The sequence below is a fragment of the Salipaludibacillus sp. CF4.18 genome (assembly GCF_051262595.1).
GTDB lineage: Bacteria > Bacillota > Bacilli > Bacillales > Salisediminibacteriaceae > Salipaludibacillus > Salipaludibacillus neizhouensis.
On record NZ_JBIMEV010000005.1, the window covers coordinates 19658 to 39032 of the forward strand.

Genomic DNA, 19375 nt, shown 5'->3' on the forward strand with positions numbered 1-19375 from the left:
AAAATCCCCGGCCTGATAGATTATCGGACTGGGGATTTTTTTCTTACCTTTTTTTAGAATCTGGATTCAAATCTTTAGTATGAAATAGTCTGAAAACGATATCTTGATTATAGTTACCGAAGTTGGAACCGAAAATGGTCACACCACCAACATTTTTGGCTTCTTCCGGTACGGATACTCGAAAAGACCACTGTTTCGAACGAATTTGAACATCCTGAATGGATACATCGGAGAGCTTCATACCATCCATAAAAGTTCCTTCTTCTGTCACTCTAATAAACTTAAGTAGTCCATACTGATTAATAATCTTAGGCCACCAGTCCGGGGTGTATTTACCTGGACTATCACCGAAATCACCGGGACTTGTCCAAGTCCCAAGATCAATATTATTCAAGTAAAAAGTAATGTCAGATGGCCAGTTTTCATTAGTGAAAGGAGCTTCTGAAGACATTTCTAAAGAGATCTCAAGTGCCTTTGGTGTTTCCGTTGACGTCAGGAAATTAGGGATCTTATATTCAATGTATCCTTTACTGAACCACAAGATTTTCGCGTTAACTCTTTCTGGATCCAGAAAATACCTTGGTTCATCAAATTCACCAATAATTTGTTCTGTTGAAGCTAAACCGCAAGTAGGTTCAACATCAAAATCAGTATAATGTCCAACAGATAAAATGGTTTCATGAAATTGCGTCAAGCTTTCTGTTTTTGGGGGGAAATGAATGTCAATGTGGTCTACGTCTAAAATACATAGCTTTTGTATACCGGCTTTTCCCGGAACCATTTCCGTACGTATAATACCTGATTTCTCTAACTTTTTAATATGCATAGTCATAATTGCACTACTTAAACTCACAGCTGCGGCCAATTCTCTAATGTTCATTGAACGCATTGTAAGTTGCTGAATAATGGCTAACCTGACTTTGCTGGCAAGTGCTTCATAAACAGGCAATGAATCAGTCGAAATATCTAATTGCATGCTAGTTCCTCCGTTACAATAGTATGGAATAATCTCCTCTAAAAACAGTGTGTTCTAAGTACCCTTCAATTTCTAGTTATAGCTTATCATAATTTAATGGGCTTAAAAGAATAATGTACATTTTCAGGCTTGTTTACTCACTTTTACCAAAATTAATCGGTCTATACAGTGAGCTATATAAGATAGTGAAGTGATGCCTTATTCATATTTTAATTAGAGTACCTTCCTTATAATATTAACATTTATGTTTACTAAATGAAAGAGTATCTAACAAGGTTTTATCAGTGAATTTTAGTTTAATTAATCTGTACTTGTACAAAAACACCCTTTTATTTAACAAAAATATAAAATGAATTACAAAAATTATGACTAAGTACTTCCAATTGTTATCAATTTCATATAAAATAAACCTTATACGTATAAGTTATTTACTGAGGAGGGATTTTTAAAGGTTAATTTTCATTCTCAATGTAGCGATTTTCTCTAAAAAACAGAGTGATTTGAACAATTCATGCTATAAAGCGGAATAATTAAGCTATGAAAATAAGTATAAAATGAAAGTCTTAATTGATCAATGGTATTACTTGCAGTTTAATGAAAAGTAAATAAATTAGAAAGGGTTTTCATTTATTTTTATAAAAAGGATGAAAAATCATCCGTACAAGTTTATAATGAAAATTATATTATTATTTAATTTCAAGGAAGGGAATGAAGCATCATGCTACAGCAGTTAAAAGAAACTGTATTTAAAGCGAATTTAGCACTTCCGAAATACCAATTGGTAACGTTTACGTGGGGAAATGTAAGCGGTATTGACAGAGAAAATGGTTTGGTTGTAATTAAACCAAGTGGTGTCGAGTATTTTGAGATGAAGAGTAAGGACATGGTCGTTGTAGACTTGGATGGGAATGTGGTTGATGGAGAACTTAAACCGTCATCGGACACACCTACTCATCTAGCATTATATAAAGCGTTTGAAAATATTGGTGGAATTGTTCATACACACTCAGCTTGGGCGACTTCATGGGCACAAACCGGACAAGGCATTCCCGCTTATGGAACGACTCATGCGGACTATTTCCAGGGTGAAATTCCTTGCACGCGACCGATGACAGAAAAAGAGATTAATGGCGATTATGAATTGGAAACCGGTAATGTAATTATTGAAGCTTTTGAAAACATGAATCCTTTGCATACACCAGGAGTTCTCGTAAACTCACATGCTCCTTTTGTTTGGGGAACTGATCCGATGAATGCTGTTCATAATGCAGTAGTTATGGAGGAAGTTGCTAAGATGGCAGCAAAAACCCGATCCATAAAAGCGGACACTCCTCCTATGGATCAAACTTTGTTAGATCGTCATTTTAATAGAAAACATGGTAAGGATGCTTACTACGGTCAAAAATAACAAAAGCGCAAAAAATGGGAAGAGGAAGACAAAACAAACGGACAAAAAAATATATCTAATTCCAGGGAGGAATAACAATGTTAAAGACAAAAAAGTATACATTTTGGTTTATTACAGGGAGTCAGCACTTATATGGAAAAGAAGCAATTGATGAGGTAGAAAGCCATTCACAGGAAATTGTTGATAAATTAAATAAGGAAGCGAATTTCCCTTCTGAAATTGTTATCAAACCGGTTTTAACCAATCCACAGGCGATTCGCCAAATGGCAATTGATGCAAATAGTGATGAAGAGTGTGCGGGAATTATCACATGGATGCATACTTTTTCACCTGCAAAAATGTGGATCGCAGGATTGAAGCAATTGAATAAACCTTTATTGCATCTTCATACGCAATTTAACAGAGAAATCCCATGGGAAGATATTGATATGGACTTTATGAATTTAAATCAATCGGCACATGGTGACAGAGAGTATGGATTTATTGGAGCGAGAATGAATATTGCGAGAAAAGTAGTCGTCGGTCACTGGGAAAACAACGATGTGAGAGAGCGAATTGCAGGGTGGATGCGAACTGCGGTTGCTGTCACAGACGGACATAATCTTAAAGTTGCTCGTTTTGGGGACAATATGCGTGAAGTTGCTGTAACAGAGGGAGACAAAGTAGAAGCACAGATCAAGTTTGGCTGGTCTATTACTGCTTTTGGTATAGGCGATCTTGTAGAGCGTATGAATAAAATCTCGGATGAAGAAGTAAATGCTTTGTTTGAAGAGTATCAAGAGCTATATGTCTTGGATGATGCGATAAAGCAATCCGATGAGGTAAAAGCATCCGTCCTTGAACAGGCGAGAATTGAATTAGGTATGAAAGCATTTCTAGAAGAAGGTGGCTTCTCTGCTTTTACAACTAACTTCGAAGATTTACACGGTATGAAACAGCTACCAGGTCTAGCGGTTCAACGATTAATGGCTGAAGGATATGGTTTTGGCGGTGAAGGCGATTGGAAAACTGCGGCATTAATGCGTATGATGAAGATTATTTCTGATGGTAAAGGTACTTCGTTCATGGAAGATTACACGTATCATTTAGAAGAAGGAAATGAGCTTGTTGTAGGATCTCATATGCTTGAAGTGTGTCCAACAATTGCTGCTAACAAACCTAAAATCTTAGTACATCCTCTTTCTATTGGTGGAAAAGAAGATCCTGCAAGATTAGTGTTTGATGGAGCAAGTGGACGTGCGTTGAATGCTTCTTTAATTGATATTGGCCATCGTTTCCGTCTCGTAGTCAATGAAGTTGAAGCTGTGACAGCACCGAAAGAAACGCCAAAATTACCAGTAGCTAAAGTATTATGGAAAGCCAAGCCATCTTTAAGTGAAGCGACAGAAGCTTGGATTCATGCAGGTGGAGCACATCACACAGTGTTTAGTTTTAACGTTACTCCTGAGCAACTGAACGATTGGGCAACATTAACAGATGTTGAAGTTGTGTTTATTAATGAAAGCACGAATGTAATGAACTTCCAAAATGAATTGAAATGGAATGAAGTGTATCACCGACTTTCATAGACGAGTACTAACTTAGACCCTCTAAAAAGAAAAATAGCTGTTTTCCTAACCTTGTTGTTTTTTGCGGGAAAGGGGTCACTCCAGTGGGACATGAAAGCTTCAAACTCCACAGTGTTATTTTCCTGAGGAGTTTGAAGCGTTGACCACAGAGAGAGTCTGCCCTAAACAAATTCAAAAGATTTCATACCCTTTAGTAAGCAACATATTTTAGAAAACAGCTAAATAGATTGAATAAAATAGTTGATGTACTTAAATCTTATGGTATGAAATGCATCAGTGTGTGAGGTGGAGAATGGGAACAAAATATAACTATGTTAAAAACAATATTCGATCAAAACTTTTAGAGGGCTTTATCATTGCTCATCAAAAAATAGGTTCTGAAAATGAATTAATGAAAGAATATCATGTAAGCCGTCACACCATCAGGAAAGCAATTGATGATTTAGTCAATGAAGGTCTACTTTATCGGAAACAAGGAGCAGGAACTTTTTGTGCGGACAGATCATTGCATGTGGATCGTAGTCAGGAGTCAGGAAAAAATATCGCCGTTATTACTACATATTTCTCGGACTATATTTTCCCGTCGATTATCCGTGGTATTGAAGGTTTCCTTAGTGAAAAAGGCTATCATATGACTGTCTTCAGCACCAATAACAATCCCGAACAAGAAAAAAGATGCCTGGAATCAATCTTGTCTCAGAATTATGATGGATTGATCGTAGAGCCTACGAAAAGTGCGCTTCCTAACCCGAATATTAATTATTACTTAAATATAGAGCGTGTGGGTATTCCTTATGTAATGATAAACGCTTATTATGAAGAGTTGGAACCTGTTCATATCATGATAGACGATATTTTAGGCGGTATGAAACAAACAGAGCATCTCATTGACTTAGGGCATAAACATATTGTTGGTATTTTTAAGAATGATGACATTCAGGGGACCAAGAGGATGAAAGGGTTTATTAAAGCGCATCGAAAGGCTAATCTACCTATCTCTCCTCATAACATCATTACGTATACCACAGAAACAAAACATGAAGAGCCTCACCAGAAATTGAAAAAATTGCTTCAAGGTAAAGAACTCAGCCCCACTGGGATTGTTTGTTATAACGATGAATTAGCCCTTAAATTTCTTGACATTGTTCGTGAAATGGAACTGACAACTCCAAATGATATTTCAATAGTAGGGTATGATGATTCTTTTTTATCTGTAGCATCAGAAGTGAAATTAACGACAATTACACATCCAAAAGTAGATATGGGTGTTGCTGCCGGGAAAAAGATTATCCAACTAATTCAATGTAAACAAGAGAATAGTTCACTAATAAAGGAAGCGGAATCCTCAATTATTTATACACCTGAATTAGTGCTTAGAAATTCAACGAAATCAATTGAGATGATGGAGATGAAGTAGATGCATGGATGGAAGGAATCGTATAACCATTTAGCAAACACGTGTCAGTGTGGGAATACACATTATCCTCTACCCGTTGAAAAGATCATTGTAGAAAACAACGCTATAGGCAAAGTCTCCGAATTTTTAAAAGTGAAAAGGTTTCTAAAGGCCGTTTTAGTCGTTGATCAAAATACGAATGACAAAGCTGGTAAAAAACTAGTTAATCTTTTGACAGATGAAAATATCGATGTGACCATATCGGTGGTAGGTGAGAATGGGCAAGGCGATGTCATTGCTGACGAGCGTTCTATTGTACAAGTATTACTTGATGTACCACAGGATACCGATGTACTAATTGCTGTCGGTTCGGGAACATTGCATGATATTACTCGTTTTGTGAGTTTTAAAATGATGAAAGCGTTTATCTCAGTTCCAACAGCCCCATCGGTGGATGGATTTAATTCCATGGGAGCTCCGATTGTCGTTAATAAGAAAAAACTAACTTTTCAAACGCATGCACCGCTTGCTGTTTTTGCTGATTTAAATATTTTGGCGAATGCTCCTAAAGAAATGATAGCTGCTGGGTTTGGCGATATATTGGGAAAATACACCTCATTAACAGATTGGCGATTTGGTCATCTAGTAAACAATGAACCATATTGCGATGCAGCTGATAAAATGACCCGAGCAGCGTTGAATACTTGTATTAGTAACTTTGATGCTATAACAGAACGAGAAGATAAAGGCATTAAGCATTTAATTGAGGCACTTATTCAATCCGGATTAGCGATGTCATTGTTCGGACATTCACACCCAGCGTCAGGGGCAGAACATCACTTGTCTCATTTTTGGGAAATGGAATACATTCAACAGGGGCGACCGCAACTTTTGCATGGAGCCAAGGTAGGAGTATCAACTAGTATTATTGCTGATTTCTATAAGTCCAAAGTGTTTCCGGAACTAGTGAAATCTTTGCTAGAAAAATCTAAAATTTCAGAGAATGAACTAAAAGAAATGGAAAAGTTAGTTCATGAGATTCCAAGTAAGGTTGAAATGGAACAGATGCTTGAAAAGCTTGGAGGTCCCGGAAATGCAACGGCTTTAGGTATTAGTGATGATCTAATTAGAAGAAGTGTAAAGGAAGCTCATTTGATCCGCGATCGGTGTACGATGCTATATTACTATAATACGAAAGTGACAGAAAAAATTTAGGAGGACGAAAAGATGACAAAACAAATTATTATTAATACAGATATCGAAAAAAGTACCATTAATAAAAATATTTACGGGCATTTTGCCGAACATTTAGGAAGATGTATTTATGAAGGGTTTTGGGTAGGGGAGGATTCACCGATACCTAACACAAACGGCATTCGCAATGATGTTGTAGAAGCATTGAAAAATATTAATATTCCCCTTCTTCGCTGGCCTGGTGGTTGTTTTGCCGATGAATATCATTGGAAGGATGGCATTGGTCCACGTGAAGGTCGTAAAAGAATGGTTAACACTCATTGGGGCGGTGTTGTTGAAAACAATCACTTTGGAACGCATGAATTTATGATGCTCTGTGACATGCTTGGTGCGGAGCCTTATATTAATGGTAATGTTGGGAGTGGTACAGTTCTGGAGATGCAAGAGTGGATCGAGTATTTGACATTCGAAGGTGAATCACCGATGTCCAACTTGCGTAAAGAAAACGGAAGAGAAGAGCCATGGAAAGTGAAATATTTTGGAGTAGGTAATGAGAATTGGGGATGTGGTGGAAACATGCGCCCACAATATTACTCTGATCTTTATCGTCAATTCCAAACGTATGTCAGAAATTACGGTGATAATAAGCTTTATAAAATTGCAGGTGGCGCGAACGTTGATGATTACAATTGGACAGAGGTCCTTATGCGGGAATCTGCTCCTTTAATGGATGGTCTTAGTTTGCATTACTATACTATTCCAGGGGACTTCTGGGAAGGAAAAGGTTCTGCTACTGATCCAAGTGAAAGCGAATGGTTCATCACCATGCAAAAAGCGTTACATATGGATGAATTGATTACGAAGCATTCTACTATCATGGACAAGTATGATCCAGATAAACGTATCGGGATGATTATCGATGAGTGGGGAACTTGGTTTGATGTAGAGCCAGGTACGAACCCAGGTTTCCTTTATCAGCAAAATACGATTCGCGATGCTTTAGTAGCAGGTTTACATTTCCACATTTTTCATGAACATAGTGATAGAGTTCACATGACAAATATTGCTCAAACTATTAACGTTTTGCAGTCAGTGCTGTTAACAGAAGGGGAGAAAATGATATTAACCCCGACTTATCATGTCTTTGAAATGTTCAAAGTTCACCAAGATGCACAATTCCTGTCTGTATCAGCAGATGTTCAGTCTTATAAAATGGATGAGAAAGAACTTCCACAAGTAAGTGTTTCTGTTTCCAAAGCAGCCAACGGAGAAGTCAATATTAGCTTGTGTAATATTGATACTAAGAACGATGCTCCGCTGTCATTACAGCTTCGAGGTTTAACAGAAGGAGAACCTAAGGTAACGGGACGAGTTCTAACGGCAGATAAAACAAATTCTCATAACACGTTTGATCAGCCTGAAAATGTTTCTCCAAAAGAACTTAAAAATATAAATGTTTCAGAGGGTGGTCTTTCTGTCACATTACCGCCGATGTCAGTTTCTGTTATTACGCTAAGTAATTAAGAGGTGGACCGATGCTAATTGCAAATAACGCCACACGAGTGTGTAAAAGCTGTGATAGAGATGTCACAGCAGACATAGAAATAGATGTGTCGGACGAAGAGTCTGTATCAGAAGAAACGTATCAAAAAAGGCTTGGAATCTGCATGGAATGTCCTTCTTTACAATATGGAACGACATGCCAGCATTCAGGCAGTATTGTGTATCATCGGGCTATGTTAAAAGATAAAAAATGTCCTAAACCATTGGATGCACAATGGTAAAATAGATAACCAAAAAGAAGACGAATGTTTTAGTAGTCTTCTTTTTGTTTTTTTCAATCATGGACATAAAATACTCAAATTCTCCCCCGTCTCACGTATATCCCACAGACTATATAGTTAATATATATATGTTAACCAGTGATGATTTACTGACTAGGAATCAAGGGTTATCTTCCAACAATAATGTTTTCCAAATCCCAAAATACATATGTATAGCAAGGTTTTAAGCGCTTAACAGACATAAAACCCTGTTATTTACAATTTAGTTAATTGGAAAAAAATTTGTTAATGATAATGTAATTAAACGGGTTAACGTTTTCATTTTTTAGACATATATTTACATGCGAAACCATGCAAATGCAGGTTAATGAATTATTAAAGGAGGATCGATATATTTTCATTAAATAGCGTAGTTTAACCTTCATTGCATCTTGGAATAACTTCCTATGGCTTTGCAAGTAGTTTATTTGCATTACTTATTACAAAATTTGCAATGAAAGCATTTGAACGGATTGAAAAAAAGCAACATATAGAGGATGCAAAGGTAGAAGCGATTCAATCTAAGTATGTTCCTGCTATTCAAAGATAGCTTAATTCTTCCCTTATGTTGTTTATATTCTCGTATGTAAGGGAAGACAATAAGTAAATAACCAATGAAAGGGTGTTTACAATGAGTCATAAAATTCAAGCTTATTTTAAGACAGAGAATGATGCAGAAGCAGCTTCCGCTAATCTTCAAAAAGTAAACGTTTCCAATGTTCTTATTGATAAAATTCCTGAGGGTTCAAAAGGAGTCATGTTATTGCCGATTACGAATTTAGGAGTAGGTGGAAGCGGTATGGGTACTGCTGCAGGACCACCTGGGATGCTCGCTAGACTAACAAACCTAAAGGATGTCGGGAAATCGGACAGAGAAAAAAGTGATGCCTTTTCTCATCTATTAGATTTCGAAGTTACAGATGAAGATTTTGAAGAAGCATTAGATGTGTTAAGAGAATCTAATGCATATATAGATGAAAGCGTTACTGAAAAATAAACGGTGAAACAAAAAGCAACCACAAGTGGTTGCTTTTTGAAAATACGCTGCGCGTTTTTCTTATATGTTTAGTTCTTAGAGAGAAGCGCCTGCGTGCTTTCTTTGAAAAATTGAGGTAAATGTTCTTTGTGTGCTTCAAGCATTTCATCCAGAATTTTTTTTGCGACTGTATCAGAACTAATGGATTAATCGCCATTGCTAATAATGCTTTTTTATAATCACCGCTTACTGCTGCTTCTGAAGCGGTGCGTTCAAAAGACTTAATTTGTTGTACTAAACCTCGCATGGAAACTGGAACCTCCGCCAATTGTTGCAACTTTAAGCCCTTTTCGTTACTCATAGTGAAAACTCCTTTGTATGATAAGATGGATTTCGATAATCACAGCTTACGACACCATAGCGTCAACAAATTAGTAAAGAGGATAGAGTCTATTTGTGGTGTAAACGTTATTTAGTGACGACACCTTGATATTTAGATAAATGTTGAGCTAGTGCTCCGACAAGTCCAGCATCGTTTTTAAAGTGACATGTGTCTATTCGAGTATTAAAAACTTGATCAATATAATGTAAATGCTGTTCAAGTTCTTTGATGAATGTTGGACGATCCGTGATACCCCCGCCGATAAGTATTTTTTCAGGATTTAAAACGGAAGTAATATTGTATATACCAATAGCTAGACTTTGATAAAAAGTTTCCACCATTTGCGTAGCATGATCAATAAAACTCCACCGGTTGTCATTCCTGGTCCTTTTTTTAAAGAAAACTTTGAAAAAGTGCTAGATAGTATTCCTTTTTTGGAGCAATGCTAAATTCGCTAATTGTAGCATGTAACGTTAGGAGTTATCATTCTCTGTTCACTTGCTGGATTTGCTTTTGCTAAATTAGAGTTTCCAGGCAGGAAGATTCTATTTTTGTTTATTTTAGGGATAATGATGATTCCGCCTCAGTTAGGGTTGATTCCTCAGTATTTTATTATCACAGAGTTAGGGTGGTTAAGCCAATTAAAGGCAGTAATCATACCAGGACTTATGAATGCATTCGGAATATTTTGGATGAGGCAATATATTGCAAGTAGGGTTCATGATGAGATGATCATTGAAGCGGCAAGGATAGATGGTTGTTCTAACTTTAGAATCTATTGGAACATTGTTATACCAATGGTTTTACCTGCTTTTGCAACACTTGGTGTCATCGTTTTTATGACAATATGGGGAGACTACATGTGGCCTTTAGTTGTATTGCAGGACCAATCGATGCATACAATTCAAGTAGCTCTACGATCGTTAATGGATGACCGGGTAAGAGATTACGGGATGATTTTATCCGGAACATTCTGGGCAACCGTGCCTTTAATTATCGTATTCCTTTTATTTAATCGTTTGTTTATTAAAAGTATTACTGATGGTGCAGTTAAAAGTTAATTGGAAGTTTAATCATAATAGAAACGTAAATTCTACTAAATAATCTCACCGGCATCATTGCTGGTGGGATTATTTTTTTCACGATAAATTCCCTCAATAAGCGGACAACATCCAACTGCAATTAGCATAAACAATAAGATTGTCAAAAGTATACATTCGTGAGAAAATAAACCTAACAGAAAATTTAATTAATTTTCTTGAAAAACTTTTGAAGAAGTGAAAGGCGACGAATGTAAGGAAAGTTTAGTTTTAACCATTAGCAAAATCCGAGTAGTACCAACCTATTCTACTTAATCAACAATTTATAATAAAAAAGTATTAGTTTAACAGGATGAGGTGATGGGATGGGTTTAGCGGCAAAAAAAGTTGTTGCACTCTCGATATTAAATGATTCTGTCATAAAAGTAGGAGAAGAGTATATAGATCAAAAATCGGTCGAGTGGATCTCCGTGATCGAAATGCCAGTAGAAAATTTTGTTCGAGAAAATGAATTTGTTCTTACTACTGGAATAGGATGTCATGGGGATCCAAAGTTATTGGAACAATTTGTGAAAGACGTTATTCAATCAGGTGCCTCTATGTTAGGCATTGCAACAGGAAGATATGTTTTCGATTTCCCTGATCAGTTAATTACTTTGGCAAAAAAACATCAATTTCCAATTATCGATATTCCTTGGGATATTCGCTTTGGTGATATCATGCAAATGGTCTTGGAAGAAATAAATAAAGATAAAAAAACAGAACGACAGCAATCGGAGGAAGTGAGACAAGAACTTATTAACGATGTGTTGCAAAGCAAAGGATTGGAAGAGATTGCAGACGGTATTTATAAACATATTAAATTGCCGATTATTATTAATGACTACGTTAAAAAGATTAGAACCTCTAAGCATGTTGAGAAAGATATTATCTCTATTTTCACCCACGAAGAAATGATTCCCACTCAAGACCCAAGTATGTTTGAAGGAACATACGTAGATCACCCCCTTTATCCACATATGGAGGAGTATAAAGTTGGAGAACAAAGATGGTACCAACTTTTAATTGCCACAAATCACCGAAAACAAGGATACCTTTGGTTTCGTTTAGAGAAAAAAGAGGATTTGACTTGGTTTGTTATGAACGTTTTGGAGCATTCATTGACAGCATGTGCCCTTTATTTTTTAAAAGAGAATGCAATAGAAATGACTGAAATCCGATTAAAGGATAATTTTTTGCTACAGTTGTCCAAGGATAAAAAGCCCAACGAACAAGATCTAAAGTCAAAAGCACAGCTTTTAGGCTATGATTTAGATTTAACCTATTTGTGTATAGTGGGTGAGATTAGTTGGAAAGAGGAATATGCGGACTTCCCAAAATTAAAGAAGGATAGTCCAACTACTTCGTCTTTACAAAGTATTAACTATTACATTCAGAAGGAAGTCACAAATGCTGCAAATTTACTCGATAGAAAAACCATGGCTACGTTTGATGAAAATGAGGTCATTATCTATTTAGAAACAGATCACCATTTGCATACGGAAACTGCGAATCAGTTTTTGGATACGATTGATCGCCGTTTAAATGAATTGCTGACAGAAGTAGAGATGTCTTGGGGGATTGCCGCGCGGAAAAATAATAACAGTGGTTTTTATGAAAGTTACTATGAAGCTAAAACGGCCTTAGAGATTGGGCAACAGCAATTTGGGTGCGGAGAACGTATCTTTTTTAAAGATACAAGAATTAATCGACTATTAATAACTGTTTCAAGCGATAGCACGGTGGAGCAAATTGTTCAGGATACAATAAAGCCGTTAATTGAGTACGATAAAAAAAGAAAGACTGATTTGATTCAAACGTTTATGGCTTACAACAAGTATAAAGGGAATGTAAGTCAAACAGCTAGAGCGCTTAACTTGCACCGACAATCTCTTCTTTATCGTTTAAGAAATATTGAGTCTTTAACGCAATTATCGTTGGTCAATTCTGATGATGTTTTCCTTTTGGAATTAAGTATTCGTTTATGGATGTTTCGAAAAATTGAATAAAGATAGTTACCGGCAGCCTTTTGGTTGCCTTTTTTAATGCAGGAAAGTAGGTTTTCTAATGAATGAGTGGATGGAGCGTTGAAATGAACGCGTCGACCTCTCAAATGAGTGGGAAAGGAGCTGAAATGAGTGCGTAATCGGGAAATAATATATCGGGTGTTTGAAATCAACGTGTCACCCCCTCAAATGACCGCAAAATCAGTAAAACAACGAGACGACGACAAACTAAGGAACAAAATGGCAGGAAATCTCTCCTAAAGTTGTATAAAAGGCGATGATAAAACTTCATACACATTGTACATTACATAATGAAGTGAATTGGAATAGACTGAGAGTAAGAAAAAGAAAAGTCCTAATATTCAGACTTAAAAAAGAGAGGTGAATGGAATGCTACCTTTTGATATTTTAGAATATCAAAAACGTATGAATGAAACAAAGGTGAAAATGGAGAGTCGGGGTATTGATGTACTGCTCGTAACCGATCCGGCTAATATGAATTATTTAACAGGGTATGATGCATGGTCGTTTTATGTTCATCAAATGGTAGTGATTATTATTGATGAGCCTCAGCCTATTTGGCTAGGAAGATTTCAGGATGCTAATGGTGCCAAAGCGACAACCTGGATATATGATCAGAATATTATTGCTTATCCTGATTATTATGTTCAATCCGATACACATCATCCGATGGAGTTTTTCGGAGAAATTATAGAGCAAATAGGACATGGGAATCGTCGAATTGGTGTAGAGATGGATAGTTATTATTTTTCGGCAAAAGCTTTTCTTAAATTAAAAGCATCGCTTACAAACGCAACTTTTGTTGATGGAGATCTTCTCGTAAATGAAGTGCGTATTATTAAATCTAATCAAGAAATAGAATATATGAAACGAGCAGCGATTATTGCTGATCAAGCAATGTATAAAGGGGTAGAAAGAATCCGCGCTGGTGTGAGAGAGTGTGATGCCGCAGCCATAATCTACTACAATATGATCTCTGGTACCGATGCTTTCGGCGGCGATTATCCGTCAATTGTTCCTTTGCTGCCATCCGGTAAAAATACGGGCATTCCACATCTCACTTGGACAGATAGGAAGTTTGAAGAAGGGGATTCAGTGATCGTAGAATTAGCAGGCTGTTACAAACGTTATCATGTACCTTTAGCACGAACGATCAATATAGGGAAACCATCTTCCCAGTTAGACGGAATCATTCCGATTGTGCAGGAAGGAATCCATGAAGTTTTGACAAAAGCAAAGCCTGGTGTGACTTGTGGGGAATTAGAAGAAGTATGGCGAAATAGTATTGGCAAGTACGGTATAAAAAAAGAAGCGAGACTTGGTTACTCGGTCGGATTAGGATATCCACCAGACTGGGGCGAGCATACGGCGAGTATTCGAAAAGGGGATCGAACCGTTTTACAGCCAAATATGACCTTTCACTTAATACCAGCGTTATGGTTTGATCGATGTGGAGTAGAAATGAGTGAAACGTTCAGAGTAACGGATGAAGGCTGTGAAACGTTTACGACTTTTCCAAGGGAGTTGGTCATCCAGCATCCTTTTATGATCAGCCAACAGCAAGGTGAGGAAATCAGCTAATAAAAAAGGGGGATATTTAAGATGAAAAACATTAAAAATGGAACAAAATCAATTTGGGCAGGGGAAAAGGATTATCTGGCTTTTGGAGCGACACAAGTACCGGTCGTCCATAGTGTATCGTTTGGTTATGATGACATGGATGAATGGTACGATGTAGCGCTTGGTAAAAAAGAAGGGCATATTTATGGAAGAAACACGAATCCAACGGTTCAGGCTTTCGAGGAAAAGATACGAATTTTAGAAGGTGCAGAAGCGGCAACAAGCTTCTCAACTGGAATGGCAGCGATTAGCAACACACTTGCTACTTTCCTGACACCAGGTGATAGAATTGTTTCGATCAAAGATTCTTATGGAGGAACGAATAAAATATTTACAGAATTTTTGCCAAGACAAAAAGTTGACGTAACGCTATGCGATACAGGTGATCACGAGGGAATGGAAAGGGAAATTGCTAAGGGTTGCGATATTGTTTATTTGGAGACACCAACCAATCCAACTGTGAAAATAACAGATATTGAAAGAATGGCGAAAGCAGGAAAAGCAGTAGGTGCAATCGTCGTTGTTGATAATACGTTTGCTACGCCAATTAACCAAAATCCTTTAGTTTTAGGAGCAGACTTGGTTATTCACAGTGCAACAAAGTTTCTGGGGGGGCATGCCGATGCTCTTGGCGGCTCTTTATGTGGATCAAAGGAATTAGTGGAACAAGTGTATCATTTCCGTGAAATTAATGGAGCCACTCTCGATCCTATGTCCGCTTATTTCTTATTAAGAGGAATGAAGACACTTCAACTGCGAATCGCTCGTCAAAATGAAAATGCTATGAAAGTAGCAACCTATTTAAAAACGATTGATATTGTAGAGGATGTTTTTTATCCGGGACTTGAAGACCATCCGGGACATGATATCGCAAAGAAACAAATGAACGGATTTGGCGGGATGCTTAGTTTTGCAGTGAAAGGCGGAGTGGATACTGTTCGACATCTGCTACCTAAACTGACCTACGCAAATCGAGCAGCAAATTTAGGTTCGGTGGAAACAATTGTTGGGCCGGCCCGCACGACAAGTCATGTTGAATGCACGCCTGAAGAAAGAGCGGCAGTTGGGATTGCTGAAGGACTTATTCGATATTCAGCAGGTATTGAAGACAGTGAGGATTTGCTTGCAGATTTAGAACAGGCTTTTCAAGCTCTTCCTAAACACATTCATGTTCAAGTATAACGATTGAAGTGAAGGGGGATTTAAAATGACAGTAAATTTAGCGTTTATCGGTTTTGGAGGCGTTGGTCAGGCATTAGTGAAAATTCTTATAGAAAGGCGTGGCTCACTTATTTCGGAGCATGATTTGGATACTCGAATTGTAGCTGTGTCTGATGTCATGAAAGGTTCTGTCTACGATCCAAATGGGCTCGATCCCCAAGTGCTCCTGGATACTGTTGAAACTTGGAACCATGTTGAGAAATACCCGGAAAGTCCTACTACAATTAAAGGATGGGATAGTTTTAAGACAATAAAGGAATCAAATGCTGATGTGATTGTGGAGGTGGCATTTACAAATGTCACCACCGGTCAGCCGGCAATTGATCATTGTCGGACAGCTTTTGAATACGGAAAAAGCGTGGTGACGACAAACAAAGGTCCTGTAGCCTTAGCATACAAAGAACTAGCTGCTTTAGCCAAAGATAAACAACGGTTTTGGGGATTTGAAGGAACTGTGATGAGTGGTACCCCTGCATTACGCCTTCCATTTACCACTCTTGCCGGTAATGAAATTTCTGAGATTAAAGGAATTTTAAACGGAACTACTAACTTTATGTTGACGGAAATGGAAAAAGGACTTGAATACGAGGAGGCATTAAAACTAGCGCAAACAAAAGGATATGCGGAAGCTGATCCGACAAGTGACGTAGAAGGTTATGATGCTCGATATAAAACAGTGATCCTGGCGAATGTTGTCTTAGATTATCCGCTTACCTCGGAAGACGTTGTTTGTTCGGGAATGACAAGTATTACCCGGGAAATGTTGCTTGAAGCGATCAAGCAGAAGAAAAGATGGCGACTAGTGTCTAGACTGAAGTCGAACAACGGAACAGTCGATGCAAGTGTTGGACTTGAATTGCTGGATGAGAATGACCCTTTAGCGACAGTAAGTGGTGCTCTTAATGCGATTGTTTACGAATGTGATTTGTCTGGTCCTATTTTATTAACGGGTGCAGGAGCTGGTTTAAAAGAAACAGGATTTTCATTACTCATTGATCTTATTCATTATCAAAAAGAGAGGAAATTACTGAATATTTAATAAATAGACGATGTTATCGATCAGTGCTGATATTAGTAAAATCAGTAAGCTTTAACATACCTAATAAATAAAAGGTGGTGTAATAAGAATGCAAACAAAAATAATGTCAGAAAAAATGTTTATAGCAGGAAAGTGGCAAGCCGGAAAAGCGACATTTGACGTAGTTAATCCGCAAAATAACGAAGTCATTGCGAAGGTGCCTTTAGCGAGTAAGGATGACATGATCTCTGCAATAGAGCAGGCTGATGAAGCGTTTCAACATCTCGCTTCCTGGCCCGTACATGAACGGATTAGAGTATTAACGAGTGCAGCAAATTACTTGCAGGAGCACCACGACTTGTTTGCAGAAACGATTTCACTTGAAGGGAGTAAAACAATAACGGAATCTCGCGGAGAAGTTTCACGGGCAATTCAAACGATAAGGATAAGCGCTGAGGAAGCAAGAAGATTAAAAGGGGAAACCATCAATTTTGATCAAAAGGAAGGCAGTGAAAATCGAGTAGGGTATTACTACCGCTTCCCGATTGGAGTTATTGGAGCAATCACGCCGTTCAATGATCCTTTAAATTTAGTCGCTCATAAAATAGGTCCGGCAATTGCTTCAGGAAATCCAATTGTTTTAAAACCGGCATCTGTGACACCACTAAGTGCGATTATGCTAGCAAAAGCATTTGATCAGGCAGGCATTCCAAAAGGATTTCTTTCGGTAATTACAGGAGCAGGCAGAGAAATAGGGGAAGTGTTGGTGACGCATCCGGCTGTAAAAATGGTTTCGTTTACGGGAGGACTAGAAGCAGGCAAGCATATTGCTCACCAAGCTGGTTTGAAAAAAATAAGTATGGAATTGGGATCAAACTCCCCGGTGATCATTTTAAATGATGCGTGTTTAACTGAAGCAGTTGCTTCAACAGTATCAGGAGCATTTTCAGCCGTAGGGCAAAATTGTATCGGTGTTCAACGAATTTATGTGGAAGAAGCTATTTATGATACATTTCTGCAAAAATTTATTGAGAGGACAAAAGAGCTTCAAGTAGGAGATAAAATGTCAGAATGGACGGATATGGGTCCGCTTATTCAGGAAAAAGAGGCAATTCGAGTCGAGGAGTGGGTGCAAGAAGCATTGATGGAAGGTGCTACACTTGAAACTGGAGGCACAAGAGATGGTGCTTTTTATGACCCAACTGTACTAACAAATGTGTCGCATGATTCTAAAGTTTATTATGAAGAGATATTTGGTCCAGTTGTCATCATTGAATCGATTCAAAACATTCAAGAAGCTGTAAAGCGTGCGAATGAAGTTGAGTATGGCTTACAAGCAGGGATATTCACGAAAAATTTAGATGATGCCTTCTATACGGTTCAAAAACTTCATGTTGGCGGTGTCATGGTCAACGATAGCAGTGACTATCGGATCGACGAGATGCCTTTTGGTGGAGTAAAAGGTTCCGGATTAGGTCGAGAAGGTGTGAAATTCTCTATGGAGGAAATGACAGAGCCAAAGGTTGTTTGTTTTAAGTTAGGTAACACGTGGGGGATGTGATCCCTTGCGTGTTTTTACTGTTAGTAACACAGAAACCAGTACAAGAACAACACCTAATGTTTGCCATAGACTGAGAATATCCCGGAATACAGCTACGCCAATAAAAATGGCGACTACAGGTTCAACGGTTGATAGAATCGCAGCACGGCTTGATTCCACATAAGTGAGACCAAAAGTGTACAATGCATAAGCACCGACTGTGGCAAAAATAGCTAACCCAATACCATTAAAGATTACTGCCGGTTCTGAAAAGAGCTGGGTCTTATTCCATAACTGACTTGTAGGAAGTAAGAATAAAGCTCCAAAAAACATCGAGTAAGCAGTAATGGTCAACGTGTTATATCTCCCACTAACGTACTTGCCAAAGATACTGTAAAGGGCATAGAAAAAACCGGAGGCAATCCCAAATAGAATTGTCGATATTCCTACAGAGGATTGACCGAAAGGGAAAAGTCCAACGGCTAAACTGCAACCTGCGAGCATGACGATTAATGCAGATATTTTATTTAATGAAAAAGGTTCGCCGAAAGTAAACCGTGAAATCAGCGTCACAAACACTGGTCCGGTATATAAAAGCACAACAGCTAATGATAAATTTGCTTCATTCATAACTGTAAAAAAGAAAAAGTTAAAAAATGCAATACTTATGATTCCTGTTCCAACGAAGAATGGAAGATCGCGAAATTGTATGTAAAGAAGAGAACGTTTCGTGAAAAATAAAAAGAAAAAGATAATTATTGCCGAGAAGATGAGGCGAATGCCGACAACTTCCCATGGTGTAAATTCAAATGTATATAAGTTTTGGACAAATAATCCAGTAACCCCCCAAAGAGCTGCACCGAGAATGACCATTAAATATGCGAGTCGTGGACTCATACGCTTCCCTCCTTACAACAGTTCGTTTACTAGATCAAAACTTAGCTTAACAGATAAATTCAAAAAAAGCATGAATAGACTTATCAGTCTGTCCATGCTATAAATAATAGCTTTGTTATCATAAAATTTTCGTCTTTTTGGAAAAGAAACCTGAAAAAAAGGTGGGCGACTCCCACGGAAAAAGTAATGGCTGAGGCGTTGGCCACGGAAATCGTCACACCTAAAGCGAATTCGAGTACGGCCCTGTTCA

At 37.8% G+C, this 19375-nt stretch carries 16 protein-coding genes and 2 pseudogenes; 14 read left to right on the forward strand and 4 right to left on the reverse strand.

The genetic code is table 11. From position 1 onward, the window contains the following. Positions 1–43: 43 nt before the first annotated feature. Positions 44–976 carry an ArsR/SmtB family transcription factor gene (locus ACHABW_RS05035; protein ID WP_110934742.1) on the reverse strand — a complete coding sequence of 311 codons (933 nt, stop codon included), beginning with the start codon at positions 974–976 and terminating at the stop codon, positions 44–46. Between the two features lie 718 nt (positions 977–1694). Between ACHABW_RS05035 and araD the strand changes: the two genes are divergently transcribed. From araD to ACHABW_RS05075, 8 genes are all read left to right on the forward strand, one after another. Further along, a complete protein-coding gene (gene araD, locus ACHABW_RS05040; protein ID WP_435754345.1) occupies positions 1695–2384 on the forward strand; it encodes an L-ribulose-5-phosphate 4-epimerase in 690 nt (229 codons plus the stop codon). A gap of 77 nt (positions 2385–2461) precedes the next feature. Further along, entirely contained in the window at positions 2462–3952 is a 1491-nt protein-coding gene (gene araA, locus ACHABW_RS05045; protein ID WP_435754346.1) for an L-arabinose isomerase, read from the forward strand. A 292-nt stretch (positions 3953–4244) separates the two neighbouring features. Continuing rightward, the gene (locus tag ACHABW_RS05050; protein ID WP_110934745.1) at positions 4245–5369 is read left to right on the forward strand and encodes a GntR family transcriptional regulator; all 1125 of its coding nucleotides are present in this window, start codon (positions 4245–4247) and stop codon (positions 5367–5369) included. Beyond that, entirely contained in the window at positions 5370–6563 is a 1194-nt protein-coding gene (locus tag ACHABW_RS05055) for a sn-glycerol-1-phosphate dehydrogenase (protein WP_435754347.1), read from the forward strand. Between the two features lie 12 nt (positions 6564–6575). After that, a complete protein-coding gene (locus tag ACHABW_RS05060; RefSeq protein WP_435754348.1) occupies positions 6576–8066 on the forward strand; it encodes an alpha-N-arabinofuranosidase in 1491 nt (496 codons plus the stop codon). A gap of 11 nt (positions 8067–8077) precedes the next feature. Continuing rightward, a complete protein-coding gene (locus tag ACHABW_RS05065; protein WP_435754349.1) occupies positions 8078–8326 on the forward strand; it encodes a DUF6171 family protein in 249 nt (82 codons plus the stop codon). A 424-nt stretch (positions 8327–8750) separates the two neighbouring features. Continuing rightward, positions 8751–8915, forward strand: a complete 165-nt coding sequence (locus tag ACHABW_RS05070; protein ID WP_435754350.1) for a hypothetical protein — start codon at positions 8751–8753, stop codon at positions 8913–8915. An 81-nt stretch (positions 8916–8996) separates the two neighbouring features. Then, a complete protein-coding gene (locus ACHABW_RS05075) occupies positions 8997–9362 on the forward strand; it encodes a hypothetical protein (protein WP_435754351.1) in 366 nt (121 codons plus the stop codon). A gap of 68 nt (positions 9363–9430) precedes the next feature. On the opposite strand, the pseudogene ACHABW_RS05080 reads toward ACHABW_RS05075, so the two are convergent. Together ACHABW_RS05080 and ACHABW_RS05085 are read right to left on the reverse strand one after the other, a co-directional pair. Then, positions 9431–9660: pseudogene (locus tag ACHABW_RS05080) on the reverse strand (6-phospho-beta-glucosidase); the annotation flags it as partial. A gap of 149 nt (positions 9661–9809) precedes the next feature. Then, positions 9810–10064 carry an ROK family protein gene (locus ACHABW_RS05085; protein ID WP_435754352.1) on the reverse strand — a complete coding sequence of 85 codons (255 nt, stop codon included), beginning with the start codon at positions 10062–10064 and terminating at the stop codon, positions 9810–9812. Positions 10065–10070: 6 nt separating this feature from the next. Between ACHABW_RS05085 and ACHABW_RS05090 the strand changes: the two are divergent. The 6 genes and pseudogenes from ACHABW_RS05090 to ACHABW_RS05115 all read left to right on the forward strand — a co-directional run. Continuing rightward, positions 10071–10784, forward strand: a pseudogene (locus tag ACHABW_RS05090) (carbohydrate ABC transporter permease); the annotation flags it as partial. A 344-nt stretch (positions 10785–11128) separates the two neighbouring features. Beyond that, positions 11129–12811, forward strand: coding sequence for a PucR family transcriptional regulator (locus ACHABW_RS05095; protein WP_435754354.1), 1683 nt, complete (start codon positions 11129–11131; stop codon positions 12809–12811). Positions 12812–13198: 387 nt separating this feature from the next. Next, the gene (locus tag ACHABW_RS05100) at positions 13199–14410 is read left to right on the forward strand and encodes a M24 family metallopeptidase (protein ID WP_435754355.1); all 1212 of its coding nucleotides are present in this window, start codon (positions 13199–13201) and stop codon (positions 14408–14410) included. 21 nt (positions 14411–14431) lie between these two features. Then, complete coding sequence (locus ACHABW_RS05105) at positions 14432–15631, forward strand: cystathionine gamma-synthase family protein (RefSeq protein ID WP_435754356.1); 1200 nt, start codon at positions 14432–14434, stop codon at positions 15629–15631. Positions 15632–15656: 25 nt separating this feature from the next. Next, positions 15657–16709: a homoserine dehydrogenase gene (locus ACHABW_RS05110; protein ID WP_435754357.1), complete on the forward strand. Its 1053-nt coding sequence runs from the start codon at positions 15657–15659 to the stop codon at positions 16707–16709. Between the two features lie 88 nt (positions 16710–16797). Beyond that, a complete protein-coding gene (locus ACHABW_RS05115) occupies positions 16798–18249 on the forward strand; it encodes an aldehyde dehydrogenase family protein (protein ID WP_435754358.1) in 1452 nt (483 codons plus the stop codon). Here the strand turns inward: ACHABW_RS05115 and ACHABW_RS05120 are convergent. Continuing rightward, positions 18226–19125 (reverse strand): DMT family transporter, encoded by a 900-nt coding sequence (locus tag ACHABW_RS05120; RefSeq protein WP_435754359.1) that lies wholly within the window; start codon positions 19123–19125, stop codon positions 18226–18228. The two genes, ACHABW_RS05115 and ACHABW_RS05120, sit on opposite strands and share 24 nt — an antisense overlap. Positions 19126–19375 lie beyond the last annotated feature (250 nt).